Origin of the sequence: Streptomyces sp. NPDC060027 (assembly GCF_042737005.1) — a bacterium.
Taxonomy (GTDB): Bacteria; Actinomycetota; Actinomycetes; order Streptomycetales; family Streptomycetaceae; genus Streptomyces.
Map to the genome: position 1 here is coordinate 1 of NZ_JBHWVI010000180.1, position 18333 is coordinate 18333.

Sequence of the window (18333 nt, forward strand, 5' to 3'; positions counted from 1 at the left end):
CACCTGAGGTGCCGGGGCCCCTTCGGGCTCGGACTTCCACGTCGCACCGGTGGTGGCGGACCTGGACGGGACTCAGCCGACGAGTTCCGCCTTCCGGTCCTGGACCTGGTCCTGGGCGACCGTCTCGTCCTCCGCCCCCTCCACATGCTGGGCCGGCCGCTTCGGCAGCGCGAACATCACCAGGAAGATGACGGCCATCACCACGGCGACCCAGCCCAGCGCGTGCTGGAAGGCGTTCACGAAGGCCGGGCCCACCTGGCCGAGGGTCAGGTCGTCGCCGATCTCGCCGAAGAAGACGACCGAGACCAGGCCGAGGCCGAGCGCGTTGCCCATCTGCTGCACGGTGTTGATCAGGCCCGACGCCGAGCCCGCGTGCTCACGCGGGACCTCCGAGAGCACCGCGTCCGTCAGCGGGGCGACGATGAAGCCCATGCCCGCGCCCATGACCACCAGCGGAAGGGCCATCTGCCAGGAGGCGATGGACATGCCGTACCGGTCGGACTCCCAGATGTAGAGCAGGACTCCGAGCGCCATGAGCAGGGCGCCCGCCTGAAGCACCTTGCGTCCGAAGCGCGGGACCAGCAGCTGCACGGACATGCCCGCCGCGGCCGAGACCGCGATCGAGAACGGCACTCCGGTGAGCCCCGCCCGCAGCGCGCTCCAGCCCAGCCCGGTCTGCATGTACAGCGTCCAGACCAGGAAGAAGATGCCGAGTGCGATACCGAAGACGGTCTGCACGGCGATGCCCGCCGCGAAGCTCTTCACCTTGAACAGCGACAGCTCGACCAGCGGCGAACCGTCCCGCGCCGACTTCCGCTTCTCGTACGCCACCAGCGCCCCGAAGACGACGAGGGAGCCGGCCATGCACACGTACCCCCACAGCGGCCAGTCCAGCTCGCGGCCGCGGGTCAGCGGGTAGAGCAGCATCAGCAGGCCGAGCGTGACGAGGGCGACGCCGACGATGTCGAGCTTGAGGGCCCGCGGGGCCTTGGACTCGGTGATGAAACGGCGGCCCAGGATCAGCGCGACGACGCCGACCGGCAGGTTGATGAGGAAGATCGGCCGCCACTCCAGGCCGAAGAGGTTCCACTCGGTGAGCAGTGCGCCGAGGAGCGGACCCGAGACCGCGCCCAGGCCGACGATCGCGCCGAAGAGGCCGAAGACCTTGCCCCGCTCGTGCGCCGGGAAGGTGGCGTGCACGATCGACAGCACCTGCGGCACCATCATCGCGGCCATGGCGCCCTGCAGGATGCGCGAGGCGACCAGCATCTCCGGGTTCACCGCGAAGCCGCACAGCGCCGACGCGATCGTGAAGCCGGTTATGCCGAGGAGGAAGAGCCGCTTGCGGCCGTGGATGTCGCCGAGCCGCCCACCGGTGATGAGTCCCGCGGCGAAGGCCAGCGCGTAGCCCGCGGTGATCCACTGGATCTGGCCGAACGTGGCGCCCGCGTCCCGCTGGATCGACGGGATCGCGATGTTCACGATCGTGACGTCGACCAGGTCCATGAAGGCCGCGGTCATCACGATGGCGAGGGCGAACCAGCGCCGTCGGTCGGCCGCGGCGCCGGGTGCCGGGCTGCTGAGAGCTGTCTCAGAGGTGTCGGTGGAAGTCATACGGTAAAGCTACGGCCTGATTAGGCCAGATCATGTCCTAGTTATGCGGCACCCTGGAAAACATGACGACCGACACACCGGCCAGGCTGCTCCAGCTCCTCTCCCTCCTCCAGACGCCCCGCGAATGGCCCGGCGGCGAGCTGTCCGAGCGCCTGGGAGTGTCCCGTCGCACGGTCCGCCGCGACATCGACCGGCTGCGCGAGCTGGGCTATCCCGTGCAGGCGACCAAGGGCGCGGTCGGCGGTTACCGGCTGGTGGCGGGCAAGGCGATGCCGCCGCTCGTGCTCGACGACGAGGAGGCCGTGGCGATCGCGGTGGGCCTGCGGGCCGGCGCCGGGCACGCCGTCGCGGGCGTGGACGAGGCCTCCGTACGGGCCCTCGCCAAGCTGGAGCAGGTGCTGCCGGCCCGGCTGCGGCACCGCGTGTCCACACTCCAGGCCGCCACCACCCCCCTGACCAGCGGAGACGGGGCGAGCATCGCACCCGAGACGCTGACCGTGATGGCGTCCAGCGTCGCGGGACAGGAGCGGCTGCGGTTCGCGTACCGCTCCGGGGACGGGACGCCGTCGCGGCGGCTGACCGAACCGTACCGGCTGGTCTCCACCGGCCGCCGCTGGTACCTCGTCGCGTACGACCTCGACCGCGAGGACTGGCGGACGTTCCGCGTCGACCGGGTGACCGAGCCCTTCGCGACGGGGGCCCGCTTCGCACCCCGCGAGCTGCCGACAGGGAACGCCGCCGAATACCTGCGGCAGTCGATGTACCGGCGTCAGGAGACGTACGCGTTCGAGGTCACCTTCGCCGCACCGGCCGACTTCGTCGCGGCGCGCGTGCCCGCGTGGATCGGGTCGCCCGAGCCGATCGACGAGCGCAGCTGCCGCCTGCGCGCCTCCGCCAGTGACTCGGTGGAATGGCTGGCGGCGCGGATCGCGATGGTCGACTGCGAGTTCACCGTACAAGAGCCGAGGGAACTGGTTGATCACATAAGGGAGTTGGGGGCGCGGCTGAGCCGGGCCGGGAGTGGGTCAGCGCGCTGACGGCAGGCCGCGGCGGATGGGAAGCCGCGGTGCCGGTGACGCCCCGAGGCCGCTCAGGTACGGCAGGTTATGTCGCTGTGGCAGAATCTGCCGTCCGGGTCACCCCGGGGTTCAGGTTCGGGGTGGCCCGTCAACGTCCTGCCCAAAACCCCACCGCGCGCGCCCCGCGCTCTCTCCACTGCCGGCCCTCGGCTCGAACCCCAGGCCAGAAATGGAACCGAGCTTCGGCGCCAGGGGGGGAGGCGCCGAAGCTCGGCTCTGGGAGAGTCCCGGCGCGGGGGGGGGTGTGCGTCGGGACTCGGTTCGTGGGGGCGGCTCGCGTCCGCCGGGTCGGGACTCTGAAGCGTGGGCCCGGAAGTCTTGTTCCCAGAGCCCAGCAGGTTGAAGCGGCCTTACATGGCCATGTCTGGTCGACTTGTGGCCAACGTGGCGCGGGTGCCCGTGCGCGAACCGGGCAAGGCGGGTCTCGCGCCCCCTCGACGAGTCAACCCGAACGGCCCACGCATCTCACTCACCCGACTCGCCCCGTACGCGTGTCGCACCCCGGCGCCGCTACGCCGCCGCGTCGAATCCGGTGTCGCGCGCCAGCTTCTTCAGCTCCAGCAGGGCGTGCTTCTCGATCTGGCGGATGCGCTCGCGCGTCAGACCGTGCTCCTTGCCGACCTCCGTGAGCGTCCGCTCCCGGCCGTCCTCGATGCCGTACCGCATCTTGATGATGGAGGCGGTGCGCTGGTCGAGGTGGCCTATCAGGTCGTCCAGCTCCTCGCTGCGCAGCAGCGTGAGCACCGACTGCTCGGGCGACACGGCCGAGGTGTCCTCCAGCAGGTCACCGAACTGGGTCTCGCCCTCGTCGTCCACCGCCATGTTCAGCGAGACCGGGTCGCGGGCCCAGTCCAGGACGTCGCCCACGCGCTCCGGCGTCGAACCGAGCTCGGCGGCGATCTCCGTGTGCTCGGGCTCCCGCCCGTTCTCACGGTTGAACTCGCGCTGCACGCGACGGATCCGGCCCAGTTCCTCGACCAGATGGACGGGGAGGCGGATCGTGCGCGACTGGTCGGCGATAGAACGGGTGATGGCCTGTCGGATCCACCAGGTGGCGTACGTCGAGAACTTGAAGCCCTTGCGGTAGTCGAACTTCTCGACCGCGCGCACCAGGCCGGCGTTCCCCTCCTGGATCAGGTCGAGCAGGGGCAGGCCGCTGCGCGGGTAACGACGCGCCACGGCCACGACCAGCCGGAGGTTCGAGCGGATGAAGACGTCCTTCGCGCGCTCGCCGTCGGCGACCAGCGCCTCCAGCTCCTCACGAGAGGCGTCCGCCTTGGCCTCCGCCTCGCCGTCGAGGATCTGCCGCGCGAACACACCCGCCTCGATGACCTGGGACAGCTCGACTTCCTTGGCGGCGTCGAGCAGCGGCGTACGCGCGATCTCGTCGAGGTACATGCCGACCAGGTCGCGATCGGCGATCTCGCCGCCTCCGGCGCGAACACTGCGTGCCGCGTCGGCGGTCCCGCCGGTGGCGGACTTACGACGGGCGACGGCACGGGTTGCCATGCGTGCTCCCTTGCGATGGTGGGCTTGCGGGTGGACCTGGACATCGGGCTCACCCTCCCGGGTGCCCGGCATCTGATGGAAACAACGACTGGAATCAGGACAGAATTCCCAACCCGTACCTCGATTTTTCTGATCATGCAGTACCCTGTCGCACCACATGGGAGGGCGGATGTCGTCGGAACGTACAGATGTGCAGGTCAGGCCGGGGGTCGCAGCCGATCTCGGCGCCCTCACCGACATCTACAACCACTACGTGCGTGAGACGCCCGTCACCTTTGACACCGCCGTCTTCACGCCGGACGAGCGACGCTCGTGGCTGCTCTCCCACCCTGAAGACGGACCGCACCGCCTGATGGTTGCCACGGACGCGGACTCACAGGCGATTCTCGGGTACGCCACTTCCAGCGCCTTTCGCGTGAAACCCGCCTACTCGACCTCCGTCGAGGTCACCGCCTACCTCGCTCCGGACGCCGCGGGCCGCGGCGTCGGCACGCTCCTCTACGAAGCTCTCTTCGCGGCGCTCGCCACCGAGGACCTGCACCGGGCCTACGCGGGCATCGTGCCTCCCAACGAAGCGTCCGTGCGGCTGCACGAACGCTTCGGGTTCCATCATGTCGGCACCTACCGGGAGGTCGGCCGCAAGTTCGGCCGCTACTGGGACGTCGCCTGGTACGAGAAGGAACTCACCCTCTAGGCAGTCCTCCAGGCAGTGCCGCCCGCCGCCCCGGACCAGGACCGCCGGACCCGGGCCCACAGCCCACAGCCCACAGCCCACAGCCCACGACCAACGACCAACGACCAACGGCACTCAGCCGAACTGCACCGACCGCTTCGCCATTCCCAGCCAGAATCCGTCGATCACGGACCGCTGCCCGTCCAGTTCTCCGGCGGCGTCCGCCGCGCCCATGGTCACGAAGAGCGGGGCGAAGTGTTCCGTGCGCGGGTGGGCCAGGCGGCCCGCCGGGGACTTGCGCTCGAAGTCGAGCAGCGCGTCCACGTCACCGGCCTCCAGCGCGCGGTGCCCCCAGTCGTCGAACTCGCTCGACCAGGTGGGGACTCCCCCGCCCGTGTGCCGCAGGGCCGCGAGATTGTGGGTGAAGAAACCGGAGCCGACGATCAGCACACCCTCGTCACGCAGCGGCGCCAGCCTGCGGCCGATCTCGAACAACCGGACCGGGTCGAGCGTCGGCATGGAGATCTGCAGCACCGGGATGTCGGCCTCGGGGAACATCTCCTTCAGCGGGACGTACGCGCCGTGGTCGAGTCCGCGGTCCGGGATGTCCTGCACCGGCGTACCGGGGGCGCGCAACAGCTTCCGTACGGACTCGGCGAGCAGCGGGGCGCCGGGGGCGGCGTACGTGACCTGGTAGTAGTGCTCGGGGAAGCCCCAGAAGTCGTACACGAGGGGGACCGTCTCGATCGCGCCGAGGGCGAGCGGGGCCTCCTCCCAGTGGGCGGACACCATGAGGATCGCCTTGGGGCGGGGCAGGTCGGCCGACCAGGCGGCGAGCTGGCCGGGCCAGACCGGGTCGTCGGCGAGCGGCGGGGCACCATGACTGAGATAGAGGGCGGGCATGCGCTCCGGTGCGGGACGCTCCTCGGTGGCGGCGGACATGGCGGCTCCCTCCAGAGGGTTCAATCGTACGGCGCGGTGCTTGATACTTGAAGCAGTTGCTTAAAGTCTCAAGTTCTTTACCGAGGCTACGCCGGGTTTGTTTAAGTTTCAAGGAGGGGCTCGTACAGTGGAGCACATGAACACGGCACCCGCTCCCGCTGAAGAGCCGCGCTGGCTCACCGACGAGGAACAGCGCATCTGGCGCGCGTACATGCACGCCACGACCCTCCTGGAGGACCATCTCGACCGTCAGCTCCAGCGCGACGCGGGCATGCCGCACATCTACTACGGCCTGCTGGTGCAGCTGGCCGAGGCACCGCGCCGGCGGCTGCGGATGACCGAGCTGGCCATGAACGCGAAGATCACCCGTTCCCGGCTCTCGCACGCGGTCGCGCGCCTGGAGAAGAGCGGCTGGGTACGCCGTGAGGACTGCCCGTCCGACAAGCGGGGGCAGTTCGCGGTCCTGACCGACGACGGCTACGACGTGCTGCGGCGTACGGCGCCGGGTCACGTGGCCGCCGTACGCCAGGCCCTGTTCGACCGGCTCGGTCCGGACCAGCAGAAGGCCTTCGGCGAGGCCATGCGGATTATCGCCGAGGGACTCCAGCCGAAGGAAGCGGGCGCCGACCTGCCCTGGTTGCGCTAGGGCTCTCCCGGCCAGGCTCCTGACCGTGCGAGAACTCTCCCGGTCGCCGCGCACCCTCCCCCGGTCGCCGTGCACCACTTCCCCGGTCGCCGTGCACCACTTCCCCCGGCCACGCCGTGGCGCGCGTCCCTGCCGGGTGGCTGCCGGAACACGCGAGTTCGTCCGCCGGGTCCGGACAGGGGACTGCCCCGGCTCCGTCGTGTTCGGAGCCGGGGCAGTCCCTGGGAGTCGTACGGGCGAGGCGTCCCCACCCCCGCCCGTACGCGACGTGCGCGCCGTAGGCGAAGTACCCGGGGTACCCAAGGGCCGTCAGTGGGCGATGACCGGCACCTTCAGCTCGTCCTCGGCGCCTTCGCCCGTGGTCGAACCGGAGACCGCGGTGGCGTCCGGACGGCCGGTGTTGATGAAGGTGAAGGCGATTCCCGCGGCGACCACGAGGATGCCGACGGCGAACCAGATCGCGTTGCTGTAGCCGTGCACCATGCCCTCCGCCTGGACCAGCTGACGCTGCGACGCGGAGGTGGCGTCGCCGATGTGGTCCTTGATGTAGACGGTGGTCGCGGAGGCGGCGATCGTGTTCAGCAGGGCCGTACCGATCGCGCCGCCGACCTGCTGCGAGGTGTTCACCATCGCGGAGGCGACACCGGCGTCACGCGGCTCGATCCCGTGCGTGGCCAGCGACATGGCGGGCATGAACGCCGTACCCATGCCGAGGCCGAGCAGCAGCATCGCCGGCATCACCAGGGAGACGTACGACGAACCGATCTCCAGCTGCGCCAGGAGCAGCATGCCGAGCGCGGCGACCAGGAAGCCGGGGCCCATCAGCAGCCGCGGCGCGACCCGGGTCATCAGACGGGCACCGATCTGCGTGGAGCCCGTGATCATGCCCGCGATCATCGGCAGGAAGGCGAAGCCGGTCGAGATCGGCGAGTAGCCCTTCACGATCTGCAGGTAGTAGGTGAGGAAGAGGAAGGTGCCGAACATCGCGATGATCGCGAGACCGAGCGAGAGGTAGACGCCACCGCGGTTGCGCTCGGTAATGACGCGCAGGGGCAGCAGCGGGGCCTTGACCTTGGACTCGGTGAAGACGAACGCGGCCAGCAGCAGGGCGGAGGCCACGAACAGGCCGACCGTCATGGAGTCGCCCCAGCCGTCGGACTCGGCGCGGGTGAAGCCGTAGACGAGGGAGACCAGACCGAGGGTGGACAGGACGACACCCGGGATGTCGAGCGGCGAACGGTTGCGCCCGCCCTTCGGCTCACGGATGACGAAGTACGCGCCCGCGGCCGCGGCGATCGCGAACGGGATGTTGACGAAGAAGGTCCAGCGCCAGTTCATGTACTCGGTGAGGACACCGCCGAGGATGAAGCCGACGGCGCCACCGCCACCGGCGATCGCACCGTAGATGCCGAAGGCCTTGGCGCGCTCCTTGGCGTCGGTGAACATCACGGCGAGCAGCGAGAGCGCGGCGGGCGCCAGCAGCGCGCCGAACACACCCTGCAGGGCACGGGCGCCGAACATCATCGCGCCGCTCTGGGCCGCGCCGCCGAGGGCGGAGGCCAGGGCGAAGCCGACCAGACCCACGACGAACGCCCGCTTGCGGCCCCACAGGTCGGCGATCCGGCCGCCGAAGAGGAGCAGACCGCCGAAGGCGAGGGCGTAGGCCGTGACGACCCACTGCCGGTTGCCGTCCGTGATACCCAGGTCCTGCTGGGCGGAAGGCAGCGCGATGTTCACGATCGTCGCGTCCAGCACCACCATCAGCTGGGCCAGCGCGATGAAGACGAGCGCCTTCCAGCGGTTGCTGTGCGCGTCGGACGCTGGATCCGGGACTGCCTTGGTGATTCCTGTTTCAGACATGGGGGTACCCACTCCGGGACTTCGTAGCGAAAAATTCAATGAAAAGGGACGGCTCGTCGGCACTGACGGCCGGAAGCGGCTCGGTACGACTCGTCCCGAGTGACGAGTGCGCCGCGCGCCTGATGAGTACGAGTGATGAGTTGCGAGATGAATTGCGAGTGATGAGTACGAGCAGGGGTTACGAGATCTGACTGGCGTTCGGTGCCGGACTCATCGGTTCCCGATCGAACGATCGCTCCATCGGCCCGTCGGCCGGTCGGCCGTCGATCGGTCAGTCGGTCAGCGGGTCAGTCGACCAATGGATCAGTCGGCCAGTCGGCCGGCCAGTCGGTCGATCCGCCCAGGGGCGCGGCACCTGACGCATCGGTCACGCTCGTCGCAGTTCCTCCAGGTTGGCGGCCACTCCGGGCAGTTCGGAGCGGGCCGGAGCCCGCATACCGTCCAGGAACAGCTGCAGATGACGGTGCACGAAGCGGTCGATGCCCTGGCACGCGGTGCCGGGCAGCGGCCTGGTGAGCTGGCTGACGGCGATCATCAGATCGCCCAACTCGATGTCGGGGCGCAGCTGTCCGGCCTCGCGGGCGCGGGCCATCAGCTGCTGGAGCAGATCGGTGATCCGGTCACGCGCGGCGACCAGGTCGGGATGGTTCTGGTCGAAGTTCTCGGAGAGCATCGGGCACAGGGCGCCTATCCGCTCGTCGGCGGCGAAGTGCACGAAGCCGCTCAGCGACTCGAAGGCGTCGCCCCCCGCTTCCAGCGCCTCCTCGACCCACTCCGAGGTGCGGTCCATGACCGAGCAGACGACCTCGCGGGCGAGGGCGTCGCGGTCGGGGAAGTTGCGATACAGCGTGGCGTTGCCGACACCTGCCCGGCGGGCGATCTCGTCGAACGGCACCTCGGCGCCGAACTCGACGAACATCTCGCGGGCGGCGGCGACGATCCGCTCCCGATTGCGCAGGGCGTCGGCACGCGGCCTGGCCACTCGGCGCTGCACGGGGGTTGCGGTCTCCACGGCGTACTCCTCGAAGCGTCTCTGAGCTTGAGTGCGATCCGGGGATTCGCTCCCCGTTTCGCTCGGACGTATGACTAAACGGGGAAACGATCCCCGGTTATTTCCCCGATCGGGAGAGAAGTGTGTGACCTGCATCACATGTCTATCGGTCCCTGTGGGCCCCTGTCGGATCCCCGCGGGCCCCTGCCGGACCCCGCCGGCCCCTTGGATCCCTGGCGAATCCCGCGGCGGTCCCGACCTGAGATTCGGCAGGACTTCCCGGTCCCTCGTTCGGTCTCCCGTCCGGCCCCCGCCTGGCCTTGCGTCCGGCCTCCCGTCGGACCCCCCGCCTCGCCTGCGTCCGGCCTCCCGTCCGGCTATCGGCTCGCCTCCCGTCCGGCCTCCCGTCTCGCTTCCCGGAGCCATCGGAAGCCCGCTGCGCCCTCCTCCCGGAAGCCGTTTCAGGTCCTCCCGGAGATAAACCCGATCGGGCCCATCCAACGCGCGCCCGGCGCGTCGGCGACTCAGGGTGATCGCAAGGGTGCAGTCGGAGACCGGCGGCTGCCGTGGAGCGAAGGGCCCCCCGCATGCAGCCGTCCACCCGCCGGATACGCCCGCGCCGTGTGGCCGCGCTCGCCACGGTGACCGTGCTGACGATGGCGGTCAGCACCGCCGCCGGCACCGGGCACCTGACGGCGGGCTCGGCCACGGCGGGCTCCAGCGCGCTGGCCCGCTCCACGGCGCTCGGTCCCTGCATGATCAACGGCCCGTCGGGCATCCAGATGGGCGAAGGCATCCCGACCGCGTCCGGTTACGCCCGCTCCACCGGTACCGTCCGGGCGCTGACCCTGATGGTCGACTTCTCCGACGCACCCGGCAAGGGCAGCGCCCACGACCGGTACGACGAGTTCTTCCCGAAGACGCAGGAATGGTTCCGCACCGCCTCCTACGGCCGCCTCGACTACCGGCCCGACGCCCCCGTCCGGCACTGGCTGCGGATGCCCAAGTCCTTCAAGGAGTACGGCATAGAACGCGGCGCGCCTTTCGACCCCGGGTACCGCGAACTGGTCCAGGACATCGTGGCCGCGGCCGATCCCGAGGTCGACTTCCGCTCGTACGACATCATGAACGTGCTGGTCACACCCAATGCCGGGCCCTCCGCGCTGGACACCGTGCTGTCGGTGACCTTCGCCGGCAACACCGAGGCGCCGGTCGCCGACGGCGTCCCGGTCGCCAACGCGTCCTTCGTCTACAGCCGCCAGGACGACGGCTCCGGCTCCTACGCCGACACGGGCTACCGCGTACTGCCGCACGAGAACGGCCACACCTTCGGCCTGCCCGACCTCTACACCCAGGACGGCGGCGGCGCGGTCGGGCACTGGGACATCATGAGCGAGGACTGGGGGGCCGACAACGACCTCCTGGGCTGGCACAAGTGGAAACTGGGCTGGCTCGACGCCTCCCAGGTGAGCTGTGCGGCGGCGCCCGGCACCACCGAGTACACGCTGACCCCGCTGGCCCGGTCCGGCGGCGCGAAACTGGTCGTCGTACCCACCAGCGCCCGGAGCGGGTTCGTCCTCGAACTGCGCACCCGGGCGGGCAACGACTCCGCGGTCTGCCATCCCGGCATCCTCGTCTACAAGGTCGAAGCGGACGTGGACACCGGGAACGGGCCCGTCACGGTGTACGACTCCCACCGCGACAGCGGCGGCTGCACCCGTTCCCCCAACGTCCACGCCGAACTCTCCGACGCTCCCTTCGGCCCCGGCGAGACCTTCAAGGACCCGAAGGCGGGGCTCACCGTCCGGGTCGCGGCGGCGGACGTCGCGGGGAAGTATCGGGTGTACGTGACGCGCCGCTGACCGCCGGGCGACCGGACGGGCACCCGGACGATAACCCGGGCACAGGGGCAGCCGGCGGCAGGGGCAGCCTGACAGCCGGATGAGCAGGCGGACGGGGCGGACGGGACGGACGGGCGGACGGGACGGACGGGCGGACGGGACGGACGGGCGGACGGGACGGACGGGCGGACGGGCAGGGGTGCGGACGGCGGATCGGCGTGCGGGCCGAGGAGCGGCCGACCTGCTTCGACGGCCGGGCAAGCATTACCGTGGCTCATCTGAGAGCCAGCCACACACAGTGACTCATCCGAGATCCGCCACACGGTGACTCATCCGAGTTCCGCCACACGGTGACTCTTCTGAGAGCCGCAACGGAGAGCCCATGTCATCGAACGCAGGGCCGACCATGGGGTCGGGCACAGGGCCTGGCACAAGGTCGGGGCCCGGCACGGGGTCGGGCGCAGGGCCTGGTCCTGGAACTGGGCCTGGGCCTGGGCCTGGCACCGGGGCATCGACCACCGGGGTCGGGACGGGGGGCGGGTCCGGGGTGTCCGTCTCCGGGACCTCGGCCGGGATCTCCGCCGGGGCCGAGGTGCCCGACGAGGCGGTCATGCCGCTCATCCGCGGGATCGCCGTACTGCGCCGGCTGACCGAGGCGGACGGGGCGTCCAGTCTGAGCGGACTCGAGCGGGCCACCGGGCTCGCGCGGTCCACCGTCGACCGGATCACGGCGACCCTCGCACGCATGGGATACGTACGCCTCGACGGCCGGGACGCCATACTCGCCCCACGTCTGATGGAACTCGGCAACGCCTATCTCGCCGCTCTCCGGCTTCCCCGCCTCCTGGACGCGTACGCGGACGCGCTCGCCGACGAACTCGACGAATCGGTGTCCCTCGCCGTCGGCGACCAGGACGGCATCCGCTTCATCCATCAGGCGACCCGGCGCCGCGCGATGTCCCTGCGCTTCCGCATCGGCGACCTGCTCCCCGCCGAACGCACCGCGCCGGGCGCGCTGTTCGCCTCCGAGTGGAGCGAGGCGGAGTGGACACGCTGGCGGGAGCGCCGCGCCACCGACCCGGAGGACCGCGGCTTTCCCGCCGTACCGGCACGGAGCAGACCGTACGACGGGAGGACGGAGGCCACGGCGTTCCCGGCCGGCCAACTACCCACCGTCGGAGACGACTTCGAGCAGCGCGTGGCCGAAGCACGCAGGACCGGCTGGGCGTTGGACGACCAGTTGATCGAGCCCGGGCTGGTCGCCGTCTCGATGCCCGTAAGGGAGGCGGGGCGGATCGCCTGCGTGGTGAACGTGGTGAGCCACACGAGCCGGCACAGCGCCACCGACCTGCGGGACGTGCTGCTGCCACGGCTGCGGATGGCAGTGGCCGAGATGGAACGGGTGTTGACGCTGGAAGCGGAGCCGGCACCGGAGCGGAGGGCGTCCGATCGCAGAGCGTCGGAGCGGATGACGCCGGAGCCGATGGCGTCGGAGCGGACGGCGGCAGAACAGGAGGCGTCGACGCAGGCGGCGTCGACACAGGCGGCGCCCGAGCGGAGCGCGCTCGCCGCGGAGAGGTACGCGCGGGCCGACGCCGGGGACGCCACCACGCCCTGCGGGCTCGCCGACTGGACCGGCGCCTCCAAGCACGAACTGGGGCGGGAGTTCATCGAGTCGCTGGCCCGGGGACTGACCGTGATCACCGCGTTCGGTGAGGGGCGCGCCGAACTGACCCTCACCGCGGTCGCCCAGGCGACCGGACTCGCCCGAGCGACCGCCCGCCGCGCCCTGATCACGCTGGAACACCTCGGATACGTCAGCGCGCACGACCGGTTCTTCCGGCTCACCCCGCGCGTCCTGAACCTCGGCTTCCCGCCACTCTCGCGGACCTCGCTCCCCGAGATCGCGACCCCGTACATGACCGAACTCTCCCAGCGGCTGCACGACTCGGTGTCGCTCGCGGTGCTGACCGGCGACGAGATCCAGTACACCGGGCGGGTCTCGACCCGCCGCATCATGAGCGTGAACGTGACCGTCGGCACCCGGCTGCCCGCGTACGCCACCTCGCTGGGCCGCGTCATCCTGGCCGACCTGCCGGAGACCCGCGGGACGGAGGGACTGGAGGACGGACTCCCCGGACGCCCCGGAGAGCCCGTGTCCCGTTCCGTGCTCCCTTCCGGAGACCCTTCCGCCGACCCCTGGGGTGGCCTTTCCGCAGCGCTGCCCGAGCAGTTGAGCCCGTTGACCCCGCGGACCATCACCGACCCGGAGCGCTTCCGGGCCGAACTGGGCCGGGTCCGGAAGGCCGGATACGCCATGGTCGATGAGGAGTTGGAGCAGGGGCTGCGGTCCATCGCCGTCCCGGTGCGCGACCGCGGCGGACGCGTCGTGGCCGCGCTGAACGTCGCCATGCACAGCAGTCGCCGTACGGCCGAGGAGTGCGTCCGCGACGTACTGCCCCAACTCCACGCGACGGCGACCCGCATCGAGGCGGACCTGCACATCGCGGGCCGCTTCCGGCTGGTGCAGCTGACCTGAGACGGATGGCCGGAGCCGCCGTCCCGTCCGCCTCCGGCCACATCCGCCCGCGCAACTACCCTGTCTCTCAGGGGGATTACCGCGATGGCGTGAAGATGATCTGTACGACCCGGCCCCGTTGACAGACCCGAAAGCAGGTTCCTAGCGTCGCTGGCGGCAGGACAAACAGCGGCCGAACGACAAGGAGCGTCCGGGTGATCGCGTCGTGGTGAAGCAGGAGAGGTCCGAGCGAACCAGGCGCAACCTGATCCGAGCGGCCTCCACCGTGTTCGACCAGGCCGGTTACGAAGGCGCCACGCTCTCCGTGATCAGCGAACGCGCGCAGGTCACCAAGGGCGCCCTGTTCTTCCACTTCGCGGCCAAGTCCGATCTCGCCCGGGCAGTCCAGGCGGAGGCCTGCGTCACGTCGGGCGCCGCGCTCGTGGAGCTGACGCGGCGCGAGACCCCGGCCTTCGAGATAGCCACCGCCATGGCCCACACCCTCGTGGGCCTCCTCGAGACGGACCTGGTCGTCCGTGCGGGCGCACGCCTGACCCAGGAGATCAGAACCCCCGACGACCCCTCACTCCACTGTCACCTCAACTGGCTCGGCGCGCTGCACGGGGCCCTGCGCCGGGCGAGCCGCGACGGCTCGCTGCTGCCCGAGGTCGACGTGCGCGCGGCCGCCGCCCTGATGCTGTCCATGATCACGGGCACCACGGCCCTCCCCCGCGTCCCCACCAGCACACCACCACCGCTCCAGCCACAGCCCCCGCGCGCCCCCCACTCCCACCCTCATTCCCACTCCCCGCGCGAAACGGGAGACCAGTGGCTGACCCGCATGCTCCACCTGACCCGCCCGGCCCTCTCCAGCCTTCCGACCAGATGACCGGGGCCCGACACCCGCCCCTCGACCTTCACCCCTCGACCATCCGGCCCAGCCCCGCCCCACCTGCACAGACGGGAACCTTCCCAGCCTCCATCCCGCATCCGCTACGCTAGCTACCGGATCGCACACGATCCGCACGCCTTCGTAGCTCAGGGGATAGAGCACCGCTCTCCTAAAGCGGGTGTCGCAGGTTCGAATCCTGCCGGGGGCACAGTGTCTGACCAGCGCGTTTACCTCTCCGAGGTAGGCGCGCTGTTTGTCGTAGCCATGGCATTAACCATGAATAGGTTCCAGAACCATGGCGAACACCAAGAGCAAGCGACGTCAGCGCGGCAGCATCCGCCCCAACGGGGCCGGCTTCCAGGTCCGGGTCTACGCCGGGCGCGACCCGCTCACGAAGAAGGACATCTACCTCCACGAGCAGGCCGAGACGGAGACCGAGGCGGAGAAGGCCCGCACCAGGCTCCTCCACCAGGTCGACGAGAACCGCCACCCCAAGACGCAGGTGACCATGTCCTTCCTGCTCGACCGGTGGCTCGGCGTCGCCGAGCTCGACGAGACGTCGTACGAGCGGGCCGAGGGCATCATCCGCAACTACCTCAAGCCCACCTTCGGCGACCTCAAGGCCGGCAGGCTGACCGCCGAGATGCTGGAGCTGTTCTACGCCCGTCTCCGGCAGTGCCAGGACCAGTGCGAAGGCCGGCGCAACGGCAAGACCGACCCCAAGACGAAGCAGAAGCACCTCTGCGAGCCGCTCGCCGCGAACTCCGTCCGCAAGATTCACTTCATCCTGCGCCCGGCACTCAACCGCGGCCTGCGCTGGGGATACGTGACGACGAACGTGGCGGCCCTCGCCGAGCCGCCCTCCCAACCCAAGCCGAACCCCGACCCGCCCACTCCCGAAGAGGCGGCCCTGGTTCTGAACACGGCCTGGCAGCGGGACCTGGACTGGGGAACGTTCCTCTTCATGACGATGGTCACCGGCTCACGCCGCGGAGAGATGTGCGCTCTGCGCTGGTCAGACATCAACCTCGACCGCCTCGAACTCGTCGTGAAGCACTCCAACAACGGTCGCAGGATCAAGGACACCAAGACCCACCAGCGCCGTAAGCAGGCCATCGACGTAATCACGCGTTCCGTCCTGGCCGCCCACCGGGCCCGCGCCGAGGAACGCTGCAGGGCGCTCGGCGGTGAACTCGCCCGTGACTCCTTCGTGTTCTCCGGCGAGGCCGACAGCTCGGCCCCGCTCGTGCCTTCGAGCGTCAGCCAGCGCTACCGCCGCCTCGCGGAGAAGCTGAAGACCCACACCCACCGCCTGAAGGACCTCCGTGCGTACAACGTGACCGAGCTCCTGGGCGCCGGTGCCGACGTACGAACGGTCGCCGGCCGCGTCGGCCACGGCAGCGGAGGCGCGACCACGCTCAAGTACTACGCGGCCTTCCTGGCCACCTCCGACCGCCAGGCCGTCACTGCCTTCGCCAAGCAACTGCCGGTGCCGGAAGGGCTACTCGCCGAGCAGCCGGTCACCACCGTCGTCAACGGGCTCCGTCTGCTCTGCGAGTGCGGCAACGAATCACTGTGGGCGATGCTCGTGGTCACCGAGGACGGCGCCGAGGCCCTGTGCGGCCAGTGCGAGGCAGCCGTCCAGGCCCGCCCGGACGCAGCCGTGGGCCCCATCGGCAAGACCATCAAGGCCGAAGCCGCCCCACCGCGTGAGCTCGCTCCCTGGGAAGTGATCGCACAGGAACTCGCGGACGCCATCAAGAACGGCACGATGCTCCCCGGCGAGGACGTCCCCACGGTCGGCGACATCGCGCAGGCCCACGGTGTCTCGGTCGGTACCGCGCACCGGGCCTTCACCCGGCTGAAGAAGGACGGCCTGATCGAGGTCAGCCGGGGCCGCCGAGCCGTCGTCCGCCAGCGCCAGGAGCCAGCCGATGTCGCATAAGCCCCGTACTCTCCCCCGCTTCCTCCGCTGCGCGTGTCGAGGCGTTCCTCTGGCCCTTCGCTCCCCTGCCCTGCACGGAGTGAACAGACTCCCGCCCCAGGGGGGCGGAAGGCGGAGGCGAAACTGCGGAGTGTCTCGATTGGAAACCGGCTGGCCGACATGCCTGGTCGCCGTCTCTTCTCATTGGATCGGCCGGCGGGGGCGAAGACGACCGATTGAGCCCCCTCGGCACCAATGGCGCTGGAGTCACCACTGAGAGGAGACGACGACTCCTTCAGGGGCAGGGGCAGTGAGAAGTCCATCGGGGACCGCGCCCGCCGCATTGTGGAAGTACACCCCGCCGCCGGAAAACGTCGCCCTTCGGAACTCCACCACGCCCGCAGAGATCGTCGCCTCATTGAAGAACACGTTGCCGCCGCGGAACACGGCGTAGCCGAAGGGCACCTCGCCCCCGGAGAACGTCGAGTCCTTGAAGGACACCTCACTGCCGGAGAACTGCGCGTGCTCGAAGGACGCCCCGCCGTCGCGGAACGTGACCATTTCGAAGGACACCTCGCCGCCGGAGAACGTCGCATGGTCAAAGGACATGTGGCCACCGGAGAACTGCGCATGCCTGAACGACACCTCGGCGCCGGAGAACGTCGCGGCACAGAAGGTCACGACGCTGCAGCCGAGGACCCTCACCCCGTAGAAGTGCACCATTCCGCCGGAGAACGTCGCCCTCCTGAAGGACACATAGCCTCCGGAGAACGTCGCTTTACTGAACGACACCCTGGCGTCGCCGGAGAACGTCGCTCCGTCGAATGTCACCATGCCGTCGGAGAACGTGGCCCCGTCGAAGGACACCCTGGCGTCGTCGGAGAACGTGGCACCGTCGAATGACACGTAGCCGTCGATGGTGACGTCGGTGAGGTCGAGGTCGCACCCCTGCCAAGATCGGTGGGTTCCCTTGGGGCGTCGATAGTGGTCACCGATGAGGCGCAGGATCGTGTGCCGGACCTTTCGGAAGGCCAGGTAACGGTGGTGCTCGTCTTGGTGAGCGGGGTCGTCGCCGGGGTCGGGAGCGAAGGGGAGTTGAAGATAGGCGCAGAGGACGTCGATGCAGGTCTGGCGCAGGTTGTCGTCGGGGGCGTCGTCGGCGAGTCCGGCTAGTGCGTGAACGCCCCCGAGTCGGACAGCCGGGGAGTCCGAGCCCAGTTGCTCTACCGCCGCGGTGAACCGCTCGGTGTGGAGGCGGGTGACTTCGCGGTGGGCGCCGGCCTCGTCGACGCGCTGGCGGCGGTAGGCGACGACCAGGGCGACGAGCGCACCGGCCCCGGCGACCACGCCGAAGGAGAGCTTCACCAGGTCGAAGAGCGTCTTCGCGTCGAGCTTCGCGGCCTTGTCGATCCCCCGGAAGTCCAGCACCACCAGCAGGCCGTAGAAGACGCCGCCCGCGACCACGACCGCGGTGACGAAGCTGACGGTCAAGGCCCGGCCGACCCGCCACAGCCGTAGCTCACGGGCATCTGGGGTCGGGGTCGGGGTCGATCCTGGCCTTCGCATCGCTCTCATGGCCATGGAGACAGACCCGACAGGCCCCCGGTTGCAGCCGGGGAGGCACGATGGACCGTTTTGGCCTGCCCAATTGGAATGGATGGGGGTCGGGCGCGACGTCCACAAGTGGATTCAGCGAGACCGCGCCCGCGCTGCCGAACTGCGCACCACCCCCGGCACCGGAACCCCCTGGCCCGCCGACGACCCTGCCAGCAGCACCTGGGACCCCAAGCCCCGTTTCGCACGCCCATACCGCACGAAGGGGCCCGGGGCCGTGAAAACGGCCC

At 69.9% G+C, this 18333-nt stretch carries 13 protein-coding genes and 1 tRNA gene; 8 read left to right on the forward strand and 6 right to left on the reverse strand.

All coding sequences use genetic code 11. From position 1 onward, the window contains the following. Window positions 1–72: 72 nt before the first annotated feature. The gene (locus tag ACFWBT_RS32325; protein WP_385706536.1) at window positions 73–1614 is read right to left on the reverse strand and encodes an MFS transporter; all 1542 of its coding nucleotides are present in this window, start codon (window positions 1612–1614) and stop codon (window positions 73–75) included. Window positions 1615–1676: 62 nt separating this feature from the next. On the opposite strand from ACFWBT_RS32325, the gene ACFWBT_RS32330 reads away from it, so the two are divergent. Beyond that, window positions 1677–2651, forward strand: a complete 975-nt coding sequence (locus ACFWBT_RS32330) for a helix-turn-helix transcriptional regulator (RefSeq protein WP_385706537.1) — start codon at window positions 1677–1679, stop codon at window positions 2649–2651. A gap of 552 nt (window positions 2652–3203) precedes the next feature. Here ACFWBT_RS32330 and ACFWBT_RS32335 read toward each other — a convergent pair. After that, the gene (locus ACFWBT_RS32335; protein WP_385706538.1) at window positions 3204–4202 is read right to left on the reverse strand and encodes an RNA polymerase sigma factor RpoD/SigA; all 999 of its coding nucleotides are present in this window, start codon (window positions 4200–4202) and stop codon (window positions 3204–3206) included. 169 nt (window positions 4203–4371) lie between these two features. On the opposite strand from ACFWBT_RS32335, the gene ACFWBT_RS32340 reads away from it, so the two are divergent. Then, window positions 4372–4896 carry a GNAT family N-acetyltransferase gene (locus ACFWBT_RS32340; protein ID WP_385706539.1) on the forward strand — a complete coding sequence of 175 codons (525 nt, stop codon included), beginning with the start codon at window positions 4372–4374 and terminating at the stop codon, window positions 4894–4896. A gap of 114 nt (window positions 4897–5010) precedes the next feature. Here ACFWBT_RS32340 and ACFWBT_RS32345 read toward each other — a convergent pair whose 3' ends face one another. Then, window positions 5011–5817 carry a dioxygenase gene (locus tag ACFWBT_RS32345; protein ID WP_266759736.1) on the reverse strand — a complete coding sequence of 269 codons (807 nt, stop codon included), beginning with the start codon at window positions 5815–5817 and terminating at the stop codon, window positions 5011–5013. Between the two features lie 136 nt (window positions 5818–5953). On the opposite strand from ACFWBT_RS32345, the gene ACFWBT_RS32350 reads away from it, so the two are divergent. Continuing rightward, a complete protein-coding gene (locus tag ACFWBT_RS32350) occupies window positions 5954–6463 on the forward strand; it encodes a MarR family winged helix-turn-helix transcriptional regulator (RefSeq protein ID WP_266759738.1) in 510 nt (169 codons plus the stop codon). A 309-nt stretch (window positions 6464–6772) separates the two neighbouring features. Here the strand turns inward: ACFWBT_RS32350 and ACFWBT_RS32355 are convergent, their stop codons facing one another. After that, window positions 6773–8323: an MFS transporter gene (locus ACFWBT_RS32355; RefSeq protein WP_385706540.1), complete on the reverse strand. Its 1551-nt coding sequence runs from the start codon at window positions 8321–8323 to the stop codon at window positions 6773–6775. A gap of 367 nt (window positions 8324–8690) precedes the next feature. Then, window positions 8691–9335 (reverse strand): TetR/AcrR family transcriptional regulator, encoded by a 645-nt coding sequence (locus ACFWBT_RS32360; RefSeq protein WP_385706541.1) that lies wholly within the window; start codon window positions 9333–9335, stop codon window positions 8691–8693. A 566-nt stretch (window positions 9336–9901) separates the two neighbouring features. Here ACFWBT_RS32360 and ACFWBT_RS32365 point away from each other — a divergent pair. The 5 genes from ACFWBT_RS32365 (at window position 9902) to ACFWBT_RS32385 (ending at window position 16510) form a co-directional block, all read left to right on the forward strand. Then, window positions 9902–11176: a M6 family metalloprotease domain-containing protein gene (locus ACFWBT_RS32365; RefSeq protein ID WP_385706542.1), complete on the forward strand. Its 1275-nt coding sequence runs from the start codon at window positions 9902–9904 to the stop codon at window positions 11174–11176. Window positions 11177–11765: 589 nt separating this feature from the next. Next, window positions 11766–13694: an IclR family transcriptional regulator C-terminal domain-containing protein gene (locus ACFWBT_RS32370; RefSeq protein WP_385706546.1), complete on the forward strand. Its 1929-nt coding sequence runs from the start codon at window positions 11766–11768 to the stop codon at window positions 13692–13694. Window positions 13695–13899: 205 nt separating this feature from the next. After that, on the forward strand, window positions 13900–14562 hold the full coding sequence (locus ACFWBT_RS32375; protein WP_385706543.1) for a ScbR family autoregulator-binding transcription factor: 663 nt from the start codon (window positions 13900–13902) through the stop codon (window positions 14560–14562). A gap of 138 nt (window positions 14563–14700) precedes the next feature. Then, a tRNA-Arg gene (locus ACFWBT_RS32380) sits at window positions 14701–14773 on the forward strand. Window positions 14774–14860: 87 nt separating this feature from the next. Further along, the gene (locus ACFWBT_RS32385; RefSeq protein WP_385706544.1) at window positions 14861–16510 is read left to right on the forward strand and encodes a tyrosine-type recombinase/integrase; all 1650 of its coding nucleotides are present in this window, start codon (window positions 14861–14863) and stop codon (window positions 16508–16510) included. Window positions 16511–16756: 246 nt separating this feature from the next. Here ACFWBT_RS32385 and ACFWBT_RS32390 read toward each other — a convergent pair whose 3' ends face one another. Beyond that, a complete protein-coding gene (locus ACFWBT_RS32390) occupies window positions 16757–17980 on the reverse strand; it encodes a pentapeptide repeat-containing protein (RefSeq protein WP_385706545.1) in 1224 nt (407 codons plus the stop codon). Window positions 17981–18333: the final 353 nt, after the last annotated feature.